At 45.9% G+C, this 18,238-nt stretch carries 13 protein-coding genes; 6 read left to right on the top strand and 7 right to left on the bottom strand.

Annotation, left to right across the window (positions count from 1 at the left end; all coding sequences use genetic code 11):
* Positions 1–47: 47 nt before the first annotated feature.
* Entirely contained in the window at positions 48–1,919 is a 1,872-nt protein-coding gene (locus TOL2_RS01600) for an SLC13 family permease (RefSeq protein ID WP_014955813.1), read from the bottom strand.
* 378 nt (positions 1,920–2,297) lie between these two features.
* Here TOL2_RS01600 and TOL2_RS01605 point away from each other — a divergent pair, with 378 nt between their 5' ends.
* The 4 genes from TOL2_RS01605 to TOL2_RS01620 all read left to right on the top strand — a co-directional run bounded on the left by TOL2_RS01605 (position 2,298) and on the right by TOL2_RS01620 (position 6,701).
* Positions 2,298–4,166, top strand: a complete 1,869-nt coding sequence (locus tag TOL2_RS01605; RefSeq protein ID WP_014955814.1) for a thiamine pyrophosphate-dependent enzyme — start codon at positions 2,298–2,300, stop codon at positions 4,164–4,166.
* Complete coding sequence (locus tag TOL2_RS01610; protein ID WP_014955815.1) at positions 4,163–4,738, top strand: 2-oxoacid:acceptor oxidoreductase family protein; 576 nt, start codon at positions 4,163–4,165, stop codon at positions 4,736–4,738. The genes TOL2_RS01605 and TOL2_RS01610 overlap by 4 nt, the downstream gene beginning before the upstream one ends.
* A gap of 57 nt (positions 4,739–4,795) precedes the next feature.
* Complete coding sequence (locus TOL2_RS01615; protein WP_014955816.1) at positions 4,796–5,611, top strand: ZIP family metal transporter; 816 nt, start codon at positions 4,796–4,798, stop codon at positions 5,609–5,611.
* A 181-nt stretch (positions 5,612–5,792) separates the two neighbouring features.
* Positions 5,793–6,701, top strand: a complete 909-nt coding sequence (locus tag TOL2_RS01620) for a DUF3786 domain-containing protein (RefSeq protein ID WP_014955817.1) — start codon at positions 5,793–5,795, stop codon at positions 6,699–6,701.
* A 28-nt stretch (positions 6,702–6,729) separates the two neighbouring features.
* On the opposite strand, the gene pyrE is transcribed toward TOL2_RS01620, so the two are convergent.
* The 5 genes from pyrE to TOL2_RS01645 form a co-directional block, all read right to left on the bottom strand.
* Positions 6,730–7,398 carry an orotate phosphoribosyltransferase gene (gene pyrE / locus TOL2_RS01625; protein ID WP_014955818.1) on the bottom strand — a complete coding sequence of 223 codons (669 nt, stop codon included), beginning with the start codon at positions 7,396–7,398 and terminating at the stop codon, positions 6,730–6,732.
* A gap of 113 nt (positions 7,399–7,511) precedes the next feature.
* Complete coding sequence (locus TOL2_RS01630) at positions 7,512–8,330, bottom strand: dihydroorotate dehydrogenase electron transfer subunit (RefSeq protein ID WP_232508034.1); 819 nt, start codon at positions 8,328–8,330, stop codon at positions 7,512–7,514.
* Positions 8,327–9,232, bottom strand: coding sequence for a dihydroorotate dehydrogenase (locus TOL2_RS01635; protein WP_014955820.1), 906 nt, complete (start codon positions 9,230–9,232; stop codon positions 8,327–8,329). The genes TOL2_RS01630 and TOL2_RS01635 overlap by 4 nt, the downstream gene beginning before the upstream one ends.
* Before the next feature lie 144 nt (positions 9,233–9,376).
* Positions 9,377–10,936 (bottom strand): glycerol-3-phosphate dehydrogenase/oxidase, encoded by a 1,560-nt coding sequence (locus TOL2_RS01640; RefSeq protein WP_014955821.1) that lies wholly within the window; start codon positions 10,934–10,936, stop codon positions 9,377–9,379.
* A 20-nt stretch (positions 10,937–10,956) separates the two neighbouring features.
* Positions 10,957–11,640 (bottom strand): glycerophosphodiester phosphodiesterase, encoded by a 684-nt coding sequence (locus tag TOL2_RS01645; RefSeq protein WP_014955822.1) that lies wholly within the window; start codon positions 11,638–11,640, stop codon positions 10,957–10,959.
* Positions 11,641–11,914: 274 nt separating this feature from the next.
* Here TOL2_RS01645 and TOL2_RS23335 point away from each other — a divergent pair, with 274 nt between their 5' ends.
* Entirely contained in the window at positions 11,915–12,760 is an 846-nt protein-coding gene (locus tag TOL2_RS23335; protein WP_051012239.1) for a biotin--[acetyl-CoA-carboxylase] ligase, read from the top strand.
* 20 nt (positions 12,761–12,780) lie between these two features.
* Positions 12,781–16,464 carry a pyruvate carboxylase gene (locus TOL2_RS01655; protein ID WP_014955824.1) on the top strand — a complete coding sequence of 1,228 codons (3,684 nt, stop codon included), beginning with the start codon at positions 12,781–12,783 and terminating at the stop codon, positions 16,462–16,464.
* A gap of 103 nt (positions 16,465–16,567) precedes the next feature.
* On the opposite strand, the gene TOL2_RS01660 is transcribed toward TOL2_RS01655, so the two are convergent.
* Entirely contained in the window at positions 16,568–18,037 is a 1,470-nt protein-coding gene (locus TOL2_RS01660) for a hypothetical protein (RefSeq protein ID WP_014955825.1), read from the bottom strand.
* Between the last annotated feature and the right edge of the window lie 201 nt (positions 18,038–18,238).

Here is an 18,238-nt window from a genome sequence, read left to right on the forward strand (position 1 = left end):
TTTCATATAAAATGGCCATGACAGATTGAACTGTCACAACTAAAAAATCATCCTGTGATCCCATAAAAAAAATACAAAATAAACATGACAACCCCAAGGAATAAAACAGTCATGCCGGCACCGGCCCTGACATAATCAATTACCTTGTAGCCGCCGGGCCTCATTATCAAAGCGTTGACCTGATGGGTTGGCAAAACAAAAGTATTGGATGCGGCTACGGCAACCATCAAGGCTGCCATTCTCGGATCAGCATGGCATTGGACTGCCATGTTCATGGCCAAAGGAATCATGAGTACAGTGGCCCCAACATTGGAAATGACCAAGGTAAAAAAAGATGTTAAACAGCCGATAAGCAGGAATAAGACCAGGGGGTTGAGCGCTCCCTGCATCAAGTTGGCAATGGATGCGGATAAATAATGGGCAGCACCGGTTCGTTCAAAGGCAAGGCCCAGGGGAATCAGGCCTGCCAGCAGAAAAACCGTCATCCAGTCAACACCTTGATAGGCCTCATCAAGAGTCAACACCCGGGTGAGAATCATACCGACTGCCCCGGTAAGAAGGGCAATGGACAATTGAACGTTCAGGCCCAGTGCCAGAACAAGGGCCAGAACAAGACAGCCAACCGCAAGCCCTGCTTTTTCAGGATGCATCAGTTCTCCCTGAATATGTTCGGTAAAGGCCAGATCTTTTTTGTGTTGCAGCAGATGAAATTTTTCCAGTTCACCAAACAGGAGAAAAGCATCTCCTGGCTGGATTTTTGTTTCCGAGATATCTTCAAGAAAAACCTGGTTTCTTCTGTAAAGAGCCAGAGGATTAACCTGGTATCTTTTTCGAAAATAGATCTGGTGCAGTGTCTTGCCCACCAGTTCCGACCTTGGTGTGACAATGGCTTCGGTGATTTCCGTGTTGTCGGGAGATAATATCTCGCTCATGTGATCAAGTTCATCGCACAATTCCCACTCCAGAGTCTCGGCAAGACGATGGATATGTTCCCGGTTGCTGATGACACCGACAATATCACCGGGTTCAATAATATCCGATCTTGAAGGAACATTTACTTTATACCAGCCTTCTCCCCGGCCCTGTTTACAGATACAGATAACGGTTGAATGAAATTTAGGCCGGATTTCCAATTCATCCAGCCGCCTTGTCACAAAACCGGCAGGCACATTCAATTCATAGGCATTGTGGATTTCCAGGCCATAAGTATATTCAAGATCTTGATCAAGCAGGCAATGATCTTCCGCTTGAAGGGTGACAGCAGGCAAAACAATTTTACGAAAAAGAACAAAATAGACCATCGCACTTATGACAAGTGCAATTCCGATGGGGGTGACACTGAAAAGTCCGAATGCCTCAAAAGGTTTATTCCCTATAATACGAAGATTGTTTGACCACCAGGATGCCATCAGATCATTTAAAAGAATCAAAGGGCTTGATCCCACAAGGGTAATGCATCCGCCGATCACCGCACAAAACCCCATGGGAATGAGAATTCTTGAAACCGGTACATTCAACTGCCTGCAGATCCTGTTGGTTGCCGGAAGAAACAGGGCTGCTGCACCGATATTCTGCATGAAGCTTGAAATAAATGCCACAGTGCCGGAGATCAAGGTCATAATACGAACTTCGCTTTTTCCGGCCAGACGGATGATATGCCGGGCAAAAATATTCATGACCCCGGTTTTATCAAGGCCATCCCCGATAATGATGACGGCAATGATCGAAACAACAGCATTGGAACTCAACCCGCTGATGGCCATGGATGGCTCGATCACACCGGACAAGGGAAGCAGGATCATCATTAAAAGCCCCACCATATCAACCCGAACCACTTCAAACACAAACAGCAGTGTCACAAAAATCAAAAATCCAAATACAATCATCATATCAGATGTTATTTCAGGAATAAGAACCATGGATTTTTGTTTTCCTTATTTTTCCATTGTTTCAACATGCCTCATTATTTGCTGTTGCCGGCTTCATAAAAAAAAGCCTTTGACTTCACCATTCTTTTAGAACCCTTCCAACATAACGTCAAGTTGTTTGACCTGTTTTTCTCTTGTTCTGAATAACTGCCACGGGCAGACTTGGTCTTTCGCTCAGATTTGCCCACAACAAAACATGAAAGTCGCTGTTTGTATTTTTGAAGACTTTCATATAAACGGCCATGGCAAATTGACCTGCCACAACAATAAATGCTCAGTTTTTAAGATACCATATTATTATTTCGTGTTTAAAAAAAAATATGATATTGTAAAAAAATCAACACCAATCTTTTACCCAAGGAAGTGCATATGAAAAAAACAGGTGAAATCCTTATGGGCAAAGATCCCTTTGAGGAAATTTTAATGGGAAACGAGGCAGTTGTCAGGGCAATGATAGAAACTGGAACAACAGTGGTTTCATCTTATCCCGGTTCACCCACCCCTGAAATCGCAACTGCCATTTCAAGCATACCCGAAGCTGTAAGGCCTTTTTACTTTGAATTTTCAGTCAATGAAAAAGTGGCAACAGAAGTGGCATTTGGGGCGGCTTTGAATGGAAATCTTTCCTGTGTGTTTTTTAAAAGTGTCGGACTGAACGTGGCCCTTGATACCTTTGTCCAGCTTTCATTGATGAATATCATTGGCGGGATGGTGGTTGTACTAGGAGATGATCCTGGTGCGAATTCATCCCAGAACGAACAGGACAACCGAAATATTTATAAAATGTCCAGGATAACGGTTTTTGAACCGGCCTCCCCCAAGGAAGCCTATACCTATTATAAACATGCCGCAGCACTTGCAAAAAAAGAGCAAACCGCAGTCGTGCTTAGACTGACCACGCATGTCTGCCATGCCAGGCAGAAGATAGCATTTGACAAATATGACGGGCAAACCCCTTACAAAACCGATTTCAACAAACAAAACGGCCCCTATATCCCTCTGACCTCCCTGGCCCTGGATATGAAACGCCAATCCATTAAAAAAATGCGTCAAGCAAAGTATTATATTAAAGATGCAGGTTTAAACAAAGAATTAACCTCAAAAAACAACCGGGGCAAGGGGATCATCACCTCGGGCCTGACCTTTCTTTCGGTTCTTGATGTATTTGAAGACGCCCAATACACACCGGACATCCTGAAGCTGGGCGCTGTCAATCCACTTGAAGAGGACATCATCCTATCCTTTTTAAAAGCCCATGATGAGGTTCTGATCATAGAAGAACTGGACGACTTTCTTGAAATTCAGATCAAATCACTGGCCTATGATTCAGGCTTGAAAACAAACCTGACAGGAAAAAAAGAGGATGAGGACTATGTGGGAGAGTACACCCCGGACAAGGTTATGGAAAAACTGGCGGCGGTATGGCCTGACATGATGTTAAATGCACCAAAATCCGTTGTTTGCGAAATAAAAACTTCAGCAATACAAGTTCCGCAACGACCCGCCCAGATGTGTCCGGGCTGTGGCCACAGAAGCGCTTTTTTTGCCATCAAAAAAGCCATGGAGACCGAGGATGTAACCGTGGCGGATATCGGCTGTCATACGCTTGGATTTATGCCGCCGTATAATGTGGGAGAAATTTTGATGTGCATGGGCGCATCCTGCGGCATGGCATCAGGGTTGTCCTTGTTCAATGATAAAAAAAGAGTGGTGGCGTTTTTAGGGGATTCAACCTTTTTCCATGCAGGCCTGCCAGGATTGATCAACACTGTATTCAACCATCACAATATTACATTGATTATCATGGAAAACGGCACCACGGCCATGACCGGACATCAGGATCATGCCGGCAGTGAAATCCCCATTAAAAATTTACTTGAGGGACTTGGTATTGAAAGCATCCTCTCCTGTGATACTTACAACCAGTCCAAATTAACGGACCTTGTAAAACAATCCCTGAAAATAAAAGGCATCAGCGTTGTGATTGCCGAACATCCCTGCATGCTCAAGTTTACAAGGTATCAGCAAAAAAAGCCCGGATATGTCAAAAAACATATTACCATTGACCAGGAAACGTGCAACAAGACCCATGATTGCCTGGAGAAATTCGGCTGCCCGACATTTATCCGAAACCCTGATCAAAGTGTGGATATTAATCTTGACCTTTGTATTGGAGACGGATCTTGCAGACCGTCATGCCCGGTACAGGCAATTGATTTTGATAAAGGAGAAAAATGAAATCATATAATATTTATATCACCGGTGTTGGGGGGCAGGGCATTGGATTGTTAAGCCAGGCCCTTTTGAGGGGAATAGATAATGCAGGTATCAATGCCATTGCCGTTGATACCCATGGACTTGCCCAGAGAGGGGGAATTGTTGTTTCCAGTATCCGATGCGGTGAAAAAATCCATTCCCCGCTGATCATGAATCATTGTGCAGATCTTGTTTTGGGTATGGAACTCCATGAAGCCCTGCGGGGACTTGGAATAGCCTTAAGAAAGGGAGGAACCCTTGTGTACATGGATGTGTCCTGGCAGCCGCTTCCCGTCCGCTTAGGCCAGGCAACTGAAATCACGGTAAAAGATATTCAGACGGCCTGTAAGGATTCCGGTGTAACAGCGATCAAAGTGGACACCCGATCCATAACCGATTCCAGGATGCAGAACATGGCTCTTCTGGGAACGGTTGCAAAACACGGGCTCATTCCAGGTGTATCAAAAAAAGATTATAACATGGCATTAAAAGATCTGCTTACAGAAGAAATGCTAAAAAACAACCGAAAAATTTTTGACGGGTATTGCGCATAAACATATTATTTATAGACCCCCTGTATCAGGACAGCTAATATTGTCAGGAGAATAAAGATGATTGATTTCTTTCACCAGTTCAACCCTGTTACCCAGGCATTAATCGCAACACTTTTTACCTGGGCTTTAACTGCCGCAGGTGCAGCACTTGTTTTTTTCACGAAAAATATAAATCAAAAACTCTTTGATTCAACTCTTGGCTTTGCTGCAGGTGTAATGATTGCAGCAAGCTTCTGGTCTCTTCTCTCACCCGGTATAGAGATGGCGGAACAATTGGGGCATACACCATGGCTGACAGCTGTCATTGGATTTATGAGCGGTGGAATTTTTATGAGACTGACAGATAAATTTTTACCCCACCTTCATCCCGGTTTAAGTATTGATAAAAGTGAGGGAATAAAGACGTCATGGCAGAGAAGCACCCTTTTGGTTCTTGCAATAACGCTTCATAACATACCCGAGGGACTGGCAGTTGGCGTCGCCTTTGGTGCTGTTGCTGCCAATCTTCCTTCCGCAACGATGGGGGGGGCAATTGCTTTGGCAATCGGCATTGGTATTCAGAATTTTCCTGAAGGAACAGCCGTATCAATGCCGTTGCGAAGAGAAGGAATGAGCAAGAAAAAAAGTTTTTTCATGGGGCAGGCTTCCGGTATGGTAGAACCCATCGCCGGTGTTCTGGGAGCCTTGTTTGTCATAAACATGCAGCAGATTCTGCCCTATGCCCTTTGTTTTGCTGCAGGCGCAATGATTTTTGTGGTGGTGGAAGAACTGATTCCTGAATCTCAAAGAAATTATAAAAACATTGATACGGTAACAATGGCGACAATGATTGGTTTTTCAGTGATGATGATTCTTGATGTGTCTTTGGGATAAATTACCATCTATAAAATGTTTTGAGTTGCTTCATCAACATAAAATAGTAAAATAGGCTAATCATAAAATATGTTAAAATCTTAGCCCAAATTGTTTTAAGTGATGTAAAATTGATATTTATTTTCAAACATGTCACAATAAAGAACATCAAGATAAAAATCAAACAATCGGGAGACAAATTATGCCTACAGGTGCCTGCGGAATAAATTGCGACGTATGCCGACTGAATCTGCTTGGGCTTTGTACCAGCTGCGGGTCCGGGAAAAGCGATGAAGCCCGGCTGAAACTGGAAACCCAAAAAAGATTATTCAACGATACCTGTCCTATTTTAAGCTGCGTTGTAATGAACAATAAGGATTACTGCTTACGGGACTGCAACCAGTTTCCCTGCGAAAATTATCTGCAAAATCCCTATCCCTTTTCCGGGGCATACCTGCAGATGCAAAAAAGAAGACGAGAACACCCTCTGCTATCAACAGACCCTTTGGGAAATCAGGTGCAAATACCTGAAGAATATTGGGATGAGGTTCTAAAAAGGGATCTTAACCTTGTCTGCTCCTATTCTCTGGCACAAACCGATTGCCAAGGGAATCTTGTTTTTCAGTTTTTGAATGAAAAAATAGTTCTGGACCTAAAAAACAAAGAGATTAAAAAAAGGACGGAACAAGAAGATATACCCATTGACTGTGAATTGCTCGGGCTGATTTCGCTCACATACTTTAAAACAGTTGACAGACTTTATCCTCTTGGAAAAACCATGATTTCATCCAAGGATATGAAACAGGGCCTCTATTTTACGGGGAAAAACAGGTTAAAAAAAGAGCCTGTCCTGAGAAAATTCAAAGATGATCATGAAGAGTTTATCCAAAGCGCTGCAAAATTAGGCGGCAAACCCATGGATATGGCTGATGCCGCCTGTGTGCTTTACCCCTTTCCCAGGGTTCCTGTATATTATCTGTTATGGAATTCCAGTGATCAGTATGAATCCTGCATTTCAATACTGTTTGACAGATCCATTGAAGCTGTTTTTCCCCCGCCGATCATCTGGGGGCTTGTCAACCTTGTGAATTCATATCTATTAACTTGTTAACGCTTTTGCGACTTAAGCTTCATCCTGTTTAAGCCGCACCGTATTTTTCAAGATAAGCATCAATTTTTGCAAGCATGCCGTCATCAAGAACAACCCGGCCATTTATTTTTTTATTGTGCAGGTATGCTTTTATATCTGCAATGGTGACAATGGAATATATGGGAATACCGAGGATTTCTTCAACTTCCTTTAATGCGTTTTTATCGGTTTTACCTTTTTCCTGGCGGTTGACACTGATAACAATACCGCTGACTTTTGGCGCATTACAGGATTTAAGGATTTCAAGAGATTCCCTGATGGCCTTACCCGATGTGATCACATCATCCACTAAAATCAGCCGGGTGTCTGCCGTCAGGGGCATGCCCACCACAAGGCTTTTGTCCGCATAGGTTTTGGCTTCTTTTCGATTAAACACATACCCTTTGTCCATGCCCATGTCACAAAGTGCCTGGGCTGCTGAAATGCACAAAGGAATCCCTTTGTAAGCCGGCCCGTAAACGCCGTCAAAACTGTCTGAGAAATGTTCCATTACGGCTTTGGCATAAAAAGCACCCAGCTTTTTAATTTTCATGCCCGTGTCAAACATGCCGGTATTGATAAAATAAGGGGCCAGCCTGCCGCTCTTTAATTCAAATTCGCCAAATTTCAAGGCATCGCAGTCGACTAAAAATTCAATAAATTCTTCTTTGTATGTCATTCAAATATCCTTTTAACATCATTTTTTATAAAAAAGTCCTGGCAAATCCAATCGTGACTTTAATTATTTGTTGTGGGCAAACCCGGATGAAAGAGCAAGCCTGCCCATGGCAGTTATTTGCATCGCCAGGAAAAATATTGGGAAAGCTCAACATCCTTACCGGATTTTAACAGGGCTTTGGTGTTAAAGTCATTCATTTCACGCAATTCGCCGGAACCAAATACCGGCCCGTCTTTGCACACAAGCTGTTTTCCGCAGACACAGGCACCGCACACCCCGAACCCGCATCTCATGTACCGTTCCAAAGAGACCTGACAGGGGATGTGGTGAGTTTCGCAGAGATTAAAAATATGGTACATCATGATTTCAGGCCCGCAGGTATAGACCATGTCAAATTGCCTGCCGGATGCTATTTCTTTTTCAAGAAGATCCGTAACAAGGCCTTTTTGACCAAAACTGCCGTCATCCGTGCAAAATTGCCGCTGGGTATCAAACCTGTCCGGGTAAAGGATATACTCTTTTGATCTTGCGCCATGGATAACGGTTGTATTTTTATTCAGCATTTCCACCAGCGGGGCCAACGGTGCCATACCGCAGCCGCCGGCCACAACGGCCACGGTGTGATCAGGTTGAATATCAAACCCGTTTCCAAAAGGCCCCCTTATGCCTACAAGGTCTCCTTTGTTCAAAGAAACGGCTTTTTGGGAAAAAATTCCCTTGGCCTCAATGGTAATGGCAAACCTGTCTTTTGAATGAAAACAAATGGTATAGGGTTTTTCATCAACACCCGGAATCCAGACCATGATAAACTGGCCGGGTTTAAATGGCATGGCATAATTAAAAAAAAGTGTGGCAAAGGCCGGGCCTTCAATGCGTTTTTCATCCACCCTGAGCATGATATGTTTCTGATCGGTAATCGTGTTCATCATCATTTTTCCTTATGGGCTGCCCCTTTTATGTCCTCTATGCTTAAGTTCCGGTTTGAAAGCCAGGCGTTCATTTCATCCGTGACCTTTTGAAACACGTCAATTCCCCTGTACCGGACAGCGCTTCCGATTCCCACAAGGCTTGCTCCTGCCATAATGATCTCAATTGCATCTTCTCCCGTGGTGATGCCGCCAAGCCCGATGATGGGAATGTTCACAGCCTTGTAGATATCAAATACACACCTGACGGCAATGGGCTTTATCATGGGCCCGGACAGCCCGCCCTTCTTAAAGGCAAGCACCGGCATTGCCGATTCAATATCAATAACCATTCCCGGACCCACGGTGTTGATGGCGCAGATCGCATCCGCCCCTGCATTTTCACAGGCTTTGGCAATGTCCCCGATATCCTGGGCCTGGGGGGTCAATTTCACAATAAGGGGAACATTAATAACCTTTTTGACGGCAGACACCACTTCCTGGGAAGATTGACGGTTAATGCCGAATATCATGCCGTGCTTTTCAGAATTGGGGCAGGATATATTGATTTCGATAAAATCCGGTTTTTTTGCGGACACAAATTCCGCCACCATCTGATATTCTTTGACAGAACCACCATAAACACTTGCAATCACTGGAAAATCACGCTTGTCAAGATCCTGCCATTCATTTTCCATATTCAAATATCCAGGAGACGGCAGTCCCACAGCATTTATCATACCCTGGCCCAGATCAATCACCGTTGGATTTTTATGCCCGTCCCTGGGCGCAGGACCGATGGATTTCATGGTCACAAGACCGCAGCCGTTTTCATGGACTCTTTCAAGGATCTCCTTGCTGTTCCCAAGAACCCCTGAAGCCAGAACCATATGATTTTTTAATGTTTTTCCAAGAAACTGGATTGTCATTTATACACATCCGTTTTTAAAAATTAATTTTTGTTGAGCCTTATTAGCATACTATGACAATCTGAAACAATGAAGATTTAAAAAATTTCATGCTCCTGTGTGTCAGGGTATCACCTCAACTCCAAGCTTGTTCCAAAACTCACTTTAATTTATCATATACCTCTTGGCGATTTTTTCAAATGACGCCACCTGGTCAGACTCCCACGTCAAATCCTTTACCAGCTCTTTTGCCATGATTGACGCAACAATAGGGGCAACCCTGATGCTGATCTTTGCATCCAGAATAAGCGCCCGGAGCCGTCGTGCCAACACATCGGTTACGGTTCGCGCCATTTCATTGCGAACCGCCCAGACAATTTCAACCCGCCTGTAGGGCAATTGCGGATGAAGCAAAAAATCCAATTCAGGATCTTTTTTGATCAGTTGCCGCATCGCATCTGCATCTGTCCCGTATATTGAAAAAGCCTGATCATGAATTGCTTGCCCGGGCCGTCCGTGAAGCTCAAGTGTATCTGTGCAGGACTTTTTGAGGTCTAATCCCCCAACCCTGGCGGCCATGGTAACCGCATCTTCACCCATTTTCCGGTATGTGGTCCATTTTCCGCCGGCAACGGTAACCAGCCCTGAAGCTGATACCAGAACCCTGTGATCCCGTGAAAGAGAAGCGGTCACATTATGTCCCCGGGAGTTGATAAGCGGACGGATACCGGCAAAAACACTTTTGACGTCAGCGCGGGAGGGATGCCCGGTGAGATATCTTCCCGCGTGGGAAAGCAAAAATTCCACCTCCTCCGGAAAAGGCTGAGGTTCGACTTGAGGACCGGCAACCGGTGTGTCCGTTGTCCCTATAATTACCCGGTCATGCCAGGGTACGGCAAACAGCAACCGGCCATCGTCGGTATGAGGAACCATGATTGCCGAGCTTCCCGGAAGAAATCCCTTGTCCAGGACGATATGGACACCTTGGCTCGGAGCCATCATGGGCCGGGCTGTTGAATCGTCCATCCGGCAGACACTATCGATGAATATCCCGGCGGCGTTGATCACAGCCCGGCCTGATATCTCAAATACCCGTCCGGTTTCTTCGTCCCGGGTCATGGCGCCGCAGAGTAATCCGCCGGTTTTAAGAAATCCGGTCACCGGCATGTAATTGACGGCGTTACCCCCGAGATCTTCAAGGGTTCTTAATAAAGAGATGGCCAGCCGGGCATCGTCAAACTGCCCGTCATAATAAACAACGCCGCCGCGCAGCCCGTCGGGTTCAAGGGTGGGTATTTTTTCAAGGGTTTTCTTCCGGGATAAACGACGGGACGGCCCCAGTCCCAGCTTGCCTGCCAGGGCATCATATAATTTGAGCCCAATTCCGTAAAATGGCCCTTCCCACCATTCGTATATGGGAACCACAAAGGCCAGGTGCCGGACAAGGTGGGGCGCATTGGCCAGCAGCAGGCCGCGTTCATGCAAAGATTCCAGAACCAGCGCCAGATTGCCTTGTTGAAGGTAACGGACACCGCCGTGAATTAATTTGGTACTGCGGCTGGAAGTCCCCTGGGCAAAATCTCCCTGCTCCAGAAGCAGGGTACGGTATCCTCGGGAAGCTGCGTCCACTGCAGCCCCCAATCCCGTTGCACCTCCGCCTACCACGATGACATCCCACACAATGGATCTGTCCGCAATGTGATCAATGTTCTCTTGTCTGTTCATATGCTATCCATCCTCATCCCTTATGTAGAACATAAAAGTTCCGGATAATTGGTAAACACCCCGTCCACACCCAATGCAGCCATACGATGAAGTTCTTCAGCATGATTGACCGTAAATACAAACACCTTGATTCCCCGGCGATGGGCATCATCCACAAACATTTGGCTGATAAAGTCGCAGTGGGCGTGAATGGAATACACGCCCATGGCATCGGCAAATCCTGCACCGTCAAGGGGAACACCGTAAATGTTTGCGCCGATGTAAAGTTTCGGCACCAGTTGTTTCAACTCCATCAACTGAGGATAATCAAATGAGGACGCCAGCAACTGCTCTTTCATGTAGTTCCCGTCCCTTATGCAAGCCTTGAGAAGATCCGCCACTGGTGCGGCAGTTCCCGGACCTTTGAGTTCGATATTAATGCTGCATCGCCCCTGTACCAATTCCAGGACTTCGTGAAGAAAAGGTATTTTTTCCCCTTTGCCTGCATCCAGAGAGCGCAGATTGGCAATACTATGCTGCATCAGGTTGCCGCGGCCGTTAGTAGTCCGCTCCAAGCGACTATCATGAATCACAACCAATTGCCCTTGAACGCAAAACACATCTATCTCTATCCATGGTGCGCCCATTTCCAGTGCTGTCCTAACTGACAGCAAGGTATTTTCAGGCGCATGGCCGCTGGCACCCCGGTGGGCAAAACAGATCAAAATCTGCCTCCTTGTTTTTATATGAAAGTCTTAAAAAATTCATACAGAGACTTTCAATCTTTGTTGTGGGCAAATCTGAGCGAAAGATCAGGTCTGCTCGTGGCAGTTATACTTTATAAATAATTTTTTTCAAATTATTTATAAAGTATAATTTTCTCCTTGACAACCCAGGCCCTGTCCTTTTATCACTGAATCTTTGACAAACACTTTAGCCGCTAATATATTGGCATTACGGCAAATAATAAAACAACCATATAAACAGACACTTTTTAATATGAATGATGTCATAAGCAACAAAGAGATGACGCGTCGGCAGAAATGTTTTGGCGGTAAGTGGGATCTTTTTTCAAATGAAGGCAACCTGGGAACTTCAGAATCTTTATGGGTATCCAGGAAAGAAAATATGATCCGATACCTTGCTTGTGACTGCACTTCCACCATGGACGTGTCCGCAAGCCTGTTAAAACAAAATCGTTTTCCCCAATGGTCCTGGATTCTTTCAGAGGCACAGAACCAGGGGCGGGGTCAGCTTGGGCGATCCTGGATTTCCATGCCCGGAAATCTTTTTGCCACCATCAGGCTTCCCCAAAATGCCGGAACCCTGGGAAATCTTCTGCCACTGGCCCTGGGAGTTGTACTGGTGGAGGTGATGGCAGAACTGGGATTGCCGGCAGAGATCAAGTGGCCCAACGACATCCTGGTGGGCCGGACCAAAGTGGGGGGAATTCTCGTGGAAGAACGTTACGGGAAAAGCCTTGCCGGTATTGGTATCAATGTCCATAAAGGGCCTGAAGCTGATTTTTTTTCACAATCATTTAAAATTATCCCTGGATCTTTTCAAACTTTTGGTGTAAAAATATCGGTTCCCCATTTATGGATGCGCATAGAGTTGTTTCTGAAACATCGCCTTGCTGCATTCATCTCTCACCCCGGTCATGTGGTGGAGCGCCTGGGAAAATGTTTGGCATTCAAAAATGAACCAATCATTGTGACACATGCAGGACCATGGAACGGACCTGCAACACTGGTGGATATTTCAGCCACGGGAGGACTCATTATCAGAACGGCCAGGGGGGATCAGATGATTGACAGGGGACAGATATCCCCCCAGGTGTTTTAGGACAAAAAGGAAACAGTATCATGAAAACATTTGAAGAAATTGTACAAGAAATAAATGGAAAAAAAATACTGGTTGCCAACCGCGGTATTACCGCCAGGCGAATTATGCGTTCAATACGGGAAGTCCTTGGGGCTGTTCCGGTTCTGACGGTAACCGATGTGGACAAAACCGCTCCTTTTACCTCAGGTGCCCAGGAACTCATCTTACTGGGAAAAAATCCGTCTGCTTACCTGGACATCGACCGTATCCTGGAAATAGCCAAGTCTCGCGGCATTGCCGCTGTTCATCCGGGATGGGGGTTTGCTTCGGAAGATTCCAGCTTTCCTAAAAAGTGCAAGGAAGCCGGTATCCTTTTTATCGGCCCTCCCACAGAACCCATGGAGCTTCTGGGAAACAAAGTCCGGGTAAGAGAATTGGCCACAAAAATCGGGGTGCCTGTAGTGCCAGGCTCAACCGGGGCTGTGGAGCTGGATGAAGCAAAAAAAATCGCCAGAGAAATAGGGCTGCCAGTAATGCTCAAAGCCGAAGGCGGCGGTGGCGGCAGGGGAATTTATGAAGTATATGATATGGAACAGCTGGAATCCGCCTTTTCCAAGGCATCCGTGCTGGCCCAGGCCTCTTTTGGCAACCCCAGGATTTATGTGGAAAAATTATTGACTTCGGTTCGGCACATTGAGATCCAGGTTATTGCCGATCAGCACGGCAACGTATTCGCCTTTGATGAGCGCGATTGCACAGTCCAGAGAAATCACCAGAAACTGGTGGAAATAACCCCATCACCCTGGCCCCTGATGACCGACGAACTGAGAAAAACCCTGAAAGGTTATGCACGGGATCTGGTACGGGAAGTTGGCTACTACTCCCTGGCAACGGTTGAGTTTCTGGTGGATGCTGACGGCACCCCTTTCCTCATCGAGGTCAATACCCGTCTCCAGGTGGAACACGGCATCACCGAGTGCCGTTACGGCATAGATCTGGTGGAAGAGCAGATCGCAGTGGCATTCGGTTCCCGCCTCCGGTTCAGCGAAGATGTGACCCGACCGGTTTCCAATGCCATCCAGGTGCGCATCAACTGCGAAGATCCCCAAAACGGATTCGCCCCCAATGCCGGTCACATTGCCCGTTATATCTCTCCTGGAGGCCCGGGAGTCCGTATGGATTCGTGTGTTTCCGGCGGGTATGCATTCCCTTCCAACTATGATTCTGCTGCAGCTCTTCTCATTGCTCATGGTGAAAACTGGGAAAAGACCCTGGCAGTAATGGAAAGGGCCCTGAAAGAATATATCATCGGCGGGCTCAAGACCACCATACCCTTTCACCAGAAAATCATCGCCCATCCGGTATTCCAGTCCGGGATCTACGATACAAGGTTCGTGGAAAAAACGCCTGAACTTATGCTCTACCGGGATTCAGAACCAGAAAGTCTCAGACTCAGCCGACTGGTAGCACAAATTTCAGCCCGGGGTTACAACCCTCATGTGCAGCTGGGAGAATACCGGAGCCGTGAAGACAAACGTATGGACGTGTTTGATCCGGTCATGCCGGAACTGCCCACTGCTGCTGCCCCGTCAATCTATCCCAGGTGGGACCGCACAGCTCTCATGGACGCGGTAAGGGACACCCCCCATGTGCATATTGCAGACACAACGCCCCGTGACATCACCCAGTCCAACAGCGGCAACAGGTTCCGCCTGGCCGAGGATATTCTGACCGGACCCTATCTGGACCGCTGCGGCTTTTTTTCCATTGAAAACGGAGGTGGAGCCCATTTCCATGTGGCCATGATGGCTAATATGACCTATCCGTTCAATGAGGCACGGCTCTGGAATACGTTTGCACCAACCACCCCCAAACAGATCCTGGTGCGGTCAACCAACCTTTTGGGCTACAAGCCCCAGCCCAAAAAGCTGATGCATCTCACAGGAGAGATGATCTGCCAACACTATGATATTGTCCGGTGTTTCGACTTTTTAAACCATGTGGAAAACATGCGACCCTTTGCCGAAGTTGTGCTGGCATCTCAGGCCAACACATTCCAGCCGGCTATATCGCTCTCCTGGGCCAAGGGGTTTGATGTAAATCATTACCTTGGTGTGGCAGAACAGATGATCCATCTGGTTGCCGATGTGGCAGGGGTGTCACAAAAAGCCGCCACCCGGATGTTTATCCTGGGACTCAAGGACATGGCCGGGGTATGCCCGCCAAGGTTTATCAAACAGCTGGTGGCCGAACTGAGAAGTCATTATCCCGAGCTGATTCTGCACTACCACCGCCACTGCACTGACGGATTGTTTGTCCCGGCTGTGGGAGCTGCAGCCAAAGCCGGGGCTCATATTGTGGACACCGGCATCGGGGCTGCTGTCAGATGGTACGGCCAGGGGGAAGTTCTTTCCACCGCCGCCTACATGGAAGAGGAACTGGGGCTGAGTACCCGCATTGATAAAGATAGTATCCGAACCTGTAATTTTGTTTTCAAACAGATCATGCCCTATTATGACCGGTATACAGCTCCCTATTTCCAGGGCATAGACCACGACGTTGTACAACACGGCATGCCGGGCGGAGCCACTTCCTCATCTCAGGAAGGAGCCATGAAACAGGGCTATATTCACCTTTTACCCCAGATGCTGCAGTTTTTAACCGGCACCCGTCAGATTGTCCGGTATCATGACGTAACTCCCGGTTCCCAGATCACATGGAATACCGCATTTCTGGCCGTCACCTCTGCCTGGAAACGTGGAGGGGAAGAAGAGGTGAAACACCTGCTGTGGATACTGGATACAGTGGTCAACACCCAGGAAGACCAATTGCCGGAAAATTTAAAAACCGACCGGCTCGTTCTCTACAAAGACAGCAACGATGCTTTCAGGGATCTGCTTTTGGGCAAATTCGGCAAACTGCCTCTGGGTTTTCCGCCGGACTGGGTCTATGCTTCCGCCTTTGGCGAATCCTATAAAGAGGCCATTGAAAACCGCACCCAGGCCTCACCCTTGGAGTCTCTTGAACCTGTGGACATTGCTGCGGAACAAAAAAGTCTGGAAGATAATATCAACCGGATTCCCACGGACGAAGAGGTTGTAATGTATCTCAACCACCCTGGAGACGCCCTCAAGACAATCACCTTTCGCCAGGAATTCGGCAACCCCAACTGGCTTCCCCTGGATGTCTGGTTTGAAGGACTGGTGCCGGACCGGGAACTTTTTTTCAAGGATACTGACGGAAAACCCCACTCCATGAAAATACTGGGCATCGGAGAAACCGACAGCCAGGGAATAAGTGAGGTGCGTTATACTCTGAACGGAGAACTTTTGAGCTATACGGTCAAGGTGGCCGAAGCTACTGGAACCGGAGCCGGTGTTATGGAGATGGCAGACAAAAAAGATCCCTGTCAGGTAGCCTCGCCCAGCTCAGGTGATCTCTGGATCATGTATGTAAAACCAGGTGATATTGTCAAAAAAGGCGAAGAGCTGTTCAACATCACCATCATGAAACAGGAAAAATCAGTGCTTTCTCCCATGGACGGCATGGTGGAGCGGGTTCTCAAAATAGCTGATTACAAGTATGATAAAAAGATGGTTCCGGTCATAGAAGGTGAACTGCTGGTGGTACTGGGTTCCATCCCCAGGCGATGCAGCGCCTGTGAGGCTCCCCTCAAGGATGAAAACTTCAAATTCTGTCCTGCATGCGGCAAGGCCTGCGCCTGAGATTGATCTATGGTAACATATTCCGGGCAGCATTTTTATTTGTCTGCCTGGAATCACCATGGAGCTTCACCTTGTTGTTCCGGCACCGGCCAGAGCAAACAGCTCAAATTCCAATAATGCGTTTCATGGGAATTCCATGTCCGGCATCTCCCCTGACAAGCGCAAAGGATTTTACACCGGGAGCTTTATTGATATATCCTGGTGACAGACATGTGTTTTTCATCTGAAGTTCCATGAATATTTCCTCCAGGCCGCCATATCCCATGCTGGTGCTGATCTCATCCGCAAGCGAGAACACATCTTCAAGCTGATCAATTTTTTCCAGATGATCCACATGAAAGAAAATTTCAGGATATGTCCCGTAAATATCCCTGATCCATGGTGTGTTTGAAAATTTTTCAGCATAAATATTCTCAATATTCATATCATCAGCCAGTTTTTCAATAAACTCAATTGTTTTAAAAAATATCTGATCTTTATGTTTGATCAGATGACTCTTGGCCGACGATGCCTGATGATCACGAAAAGCAAAGGTTGTTTCAACGGCATCAATGGCCAGGAATGTATAGTCTGATTTTAATGAAGACCCGGTTTGATAAATTCCATAGCTATTGGGTCCTGTGACATAAAGAGGCAGAAGATGAACTTTCATTACAAATTCACCTTCAAAAAAAACTTTTACGATCTGATAATTTTTGTCTAATATCCATGAAAATACTGTCCAGAAAATATTTTCAATGTTTCTGTCAGACTGGAAATTACGTTTGTCAGCCGTACAGTCACCAGTTATCTTGCCAAGTTCAAGATACGAATAATCCCGCGTTGCATACTCAAATTCAATTCCTTTGCCTGTAATTCCCGCAACACAATGAATTGCTGAAAGCGGATGGCTGGCATTAAATTTCAAAAGATAATGGCTGATTTCATCTGCAAAACAGTTGATTGCCTCACCTTTTGGCAACGACAGAGTATCATCACTGAATTGTTTGATTTGAGTACTCATTGAATAGCAATTAAGCGTATCAAGAACTTTTTTTGCTGCCTGAAGCTGCTTTCCGCTTCCGTTCCTGATTTTTTTTGTTAATATTTCAGATGTTTTTTCAAGCAGGAGATGAGGACGAATTGAGTTGAGTACATCTTTTCTGATAAGCCCGCTGCCGGATAAAACCCTCTTGATATCAAGGCCGGAAAAATAATTGAGACACTCTTGGTCTTCGTTTAAGATTGTTTTTACAATCGCAGGATCATTAATGTTAAAAAAAGGGATAATATCAACTTTAAATTCAGATTTCAGGTCTCTGTGCCACTCCTGAAAAAATTGATACACTTTTTTTTTCAAATTTTTCTTTTTATCGGAAAGCAGATCCCGTATGAGACGTCCTGTTTTAAGGTTCAGGGATTTGTTGTCGCTTCTGTTTTTATTGCCGTCTTTTTTGGCGGAAACAAACCCATACTTACTGGGTAATTGTCCAAATTTTTTTTTTGCATCTGTAAGAGATATATTAAGCGGGCCTTCATTGCCGCTGAAGCCTGTTATGACAGGGTTGTATTCGGGTTTTTGATTTTCAGACATTTGTTTTCCTATCAGTATCTCAATTTCAAGACCAGGTCATTGGCTATTGAACCATTAAACTCATACATTTATTTGTAAACCTTGTAATATACAATTTACTTGATTTGATCAAAATTATAACATCATTAAGTGTCTTTGTTGTGTTTTTTTTTGAATTCAAAATACTTTTCATGTTCAATTAATTTACATTTTGGAAAAATA

Source organism: Desulfobacula toluolica Tol2 (assembly GCF_000307105.1).
GTDB lineage: Bacteria > Desulfobacterota > Desulfobacteria > Desulfobacterales > Desulfobacteraceae > Desulfobacula > Desulfobacula toluolica.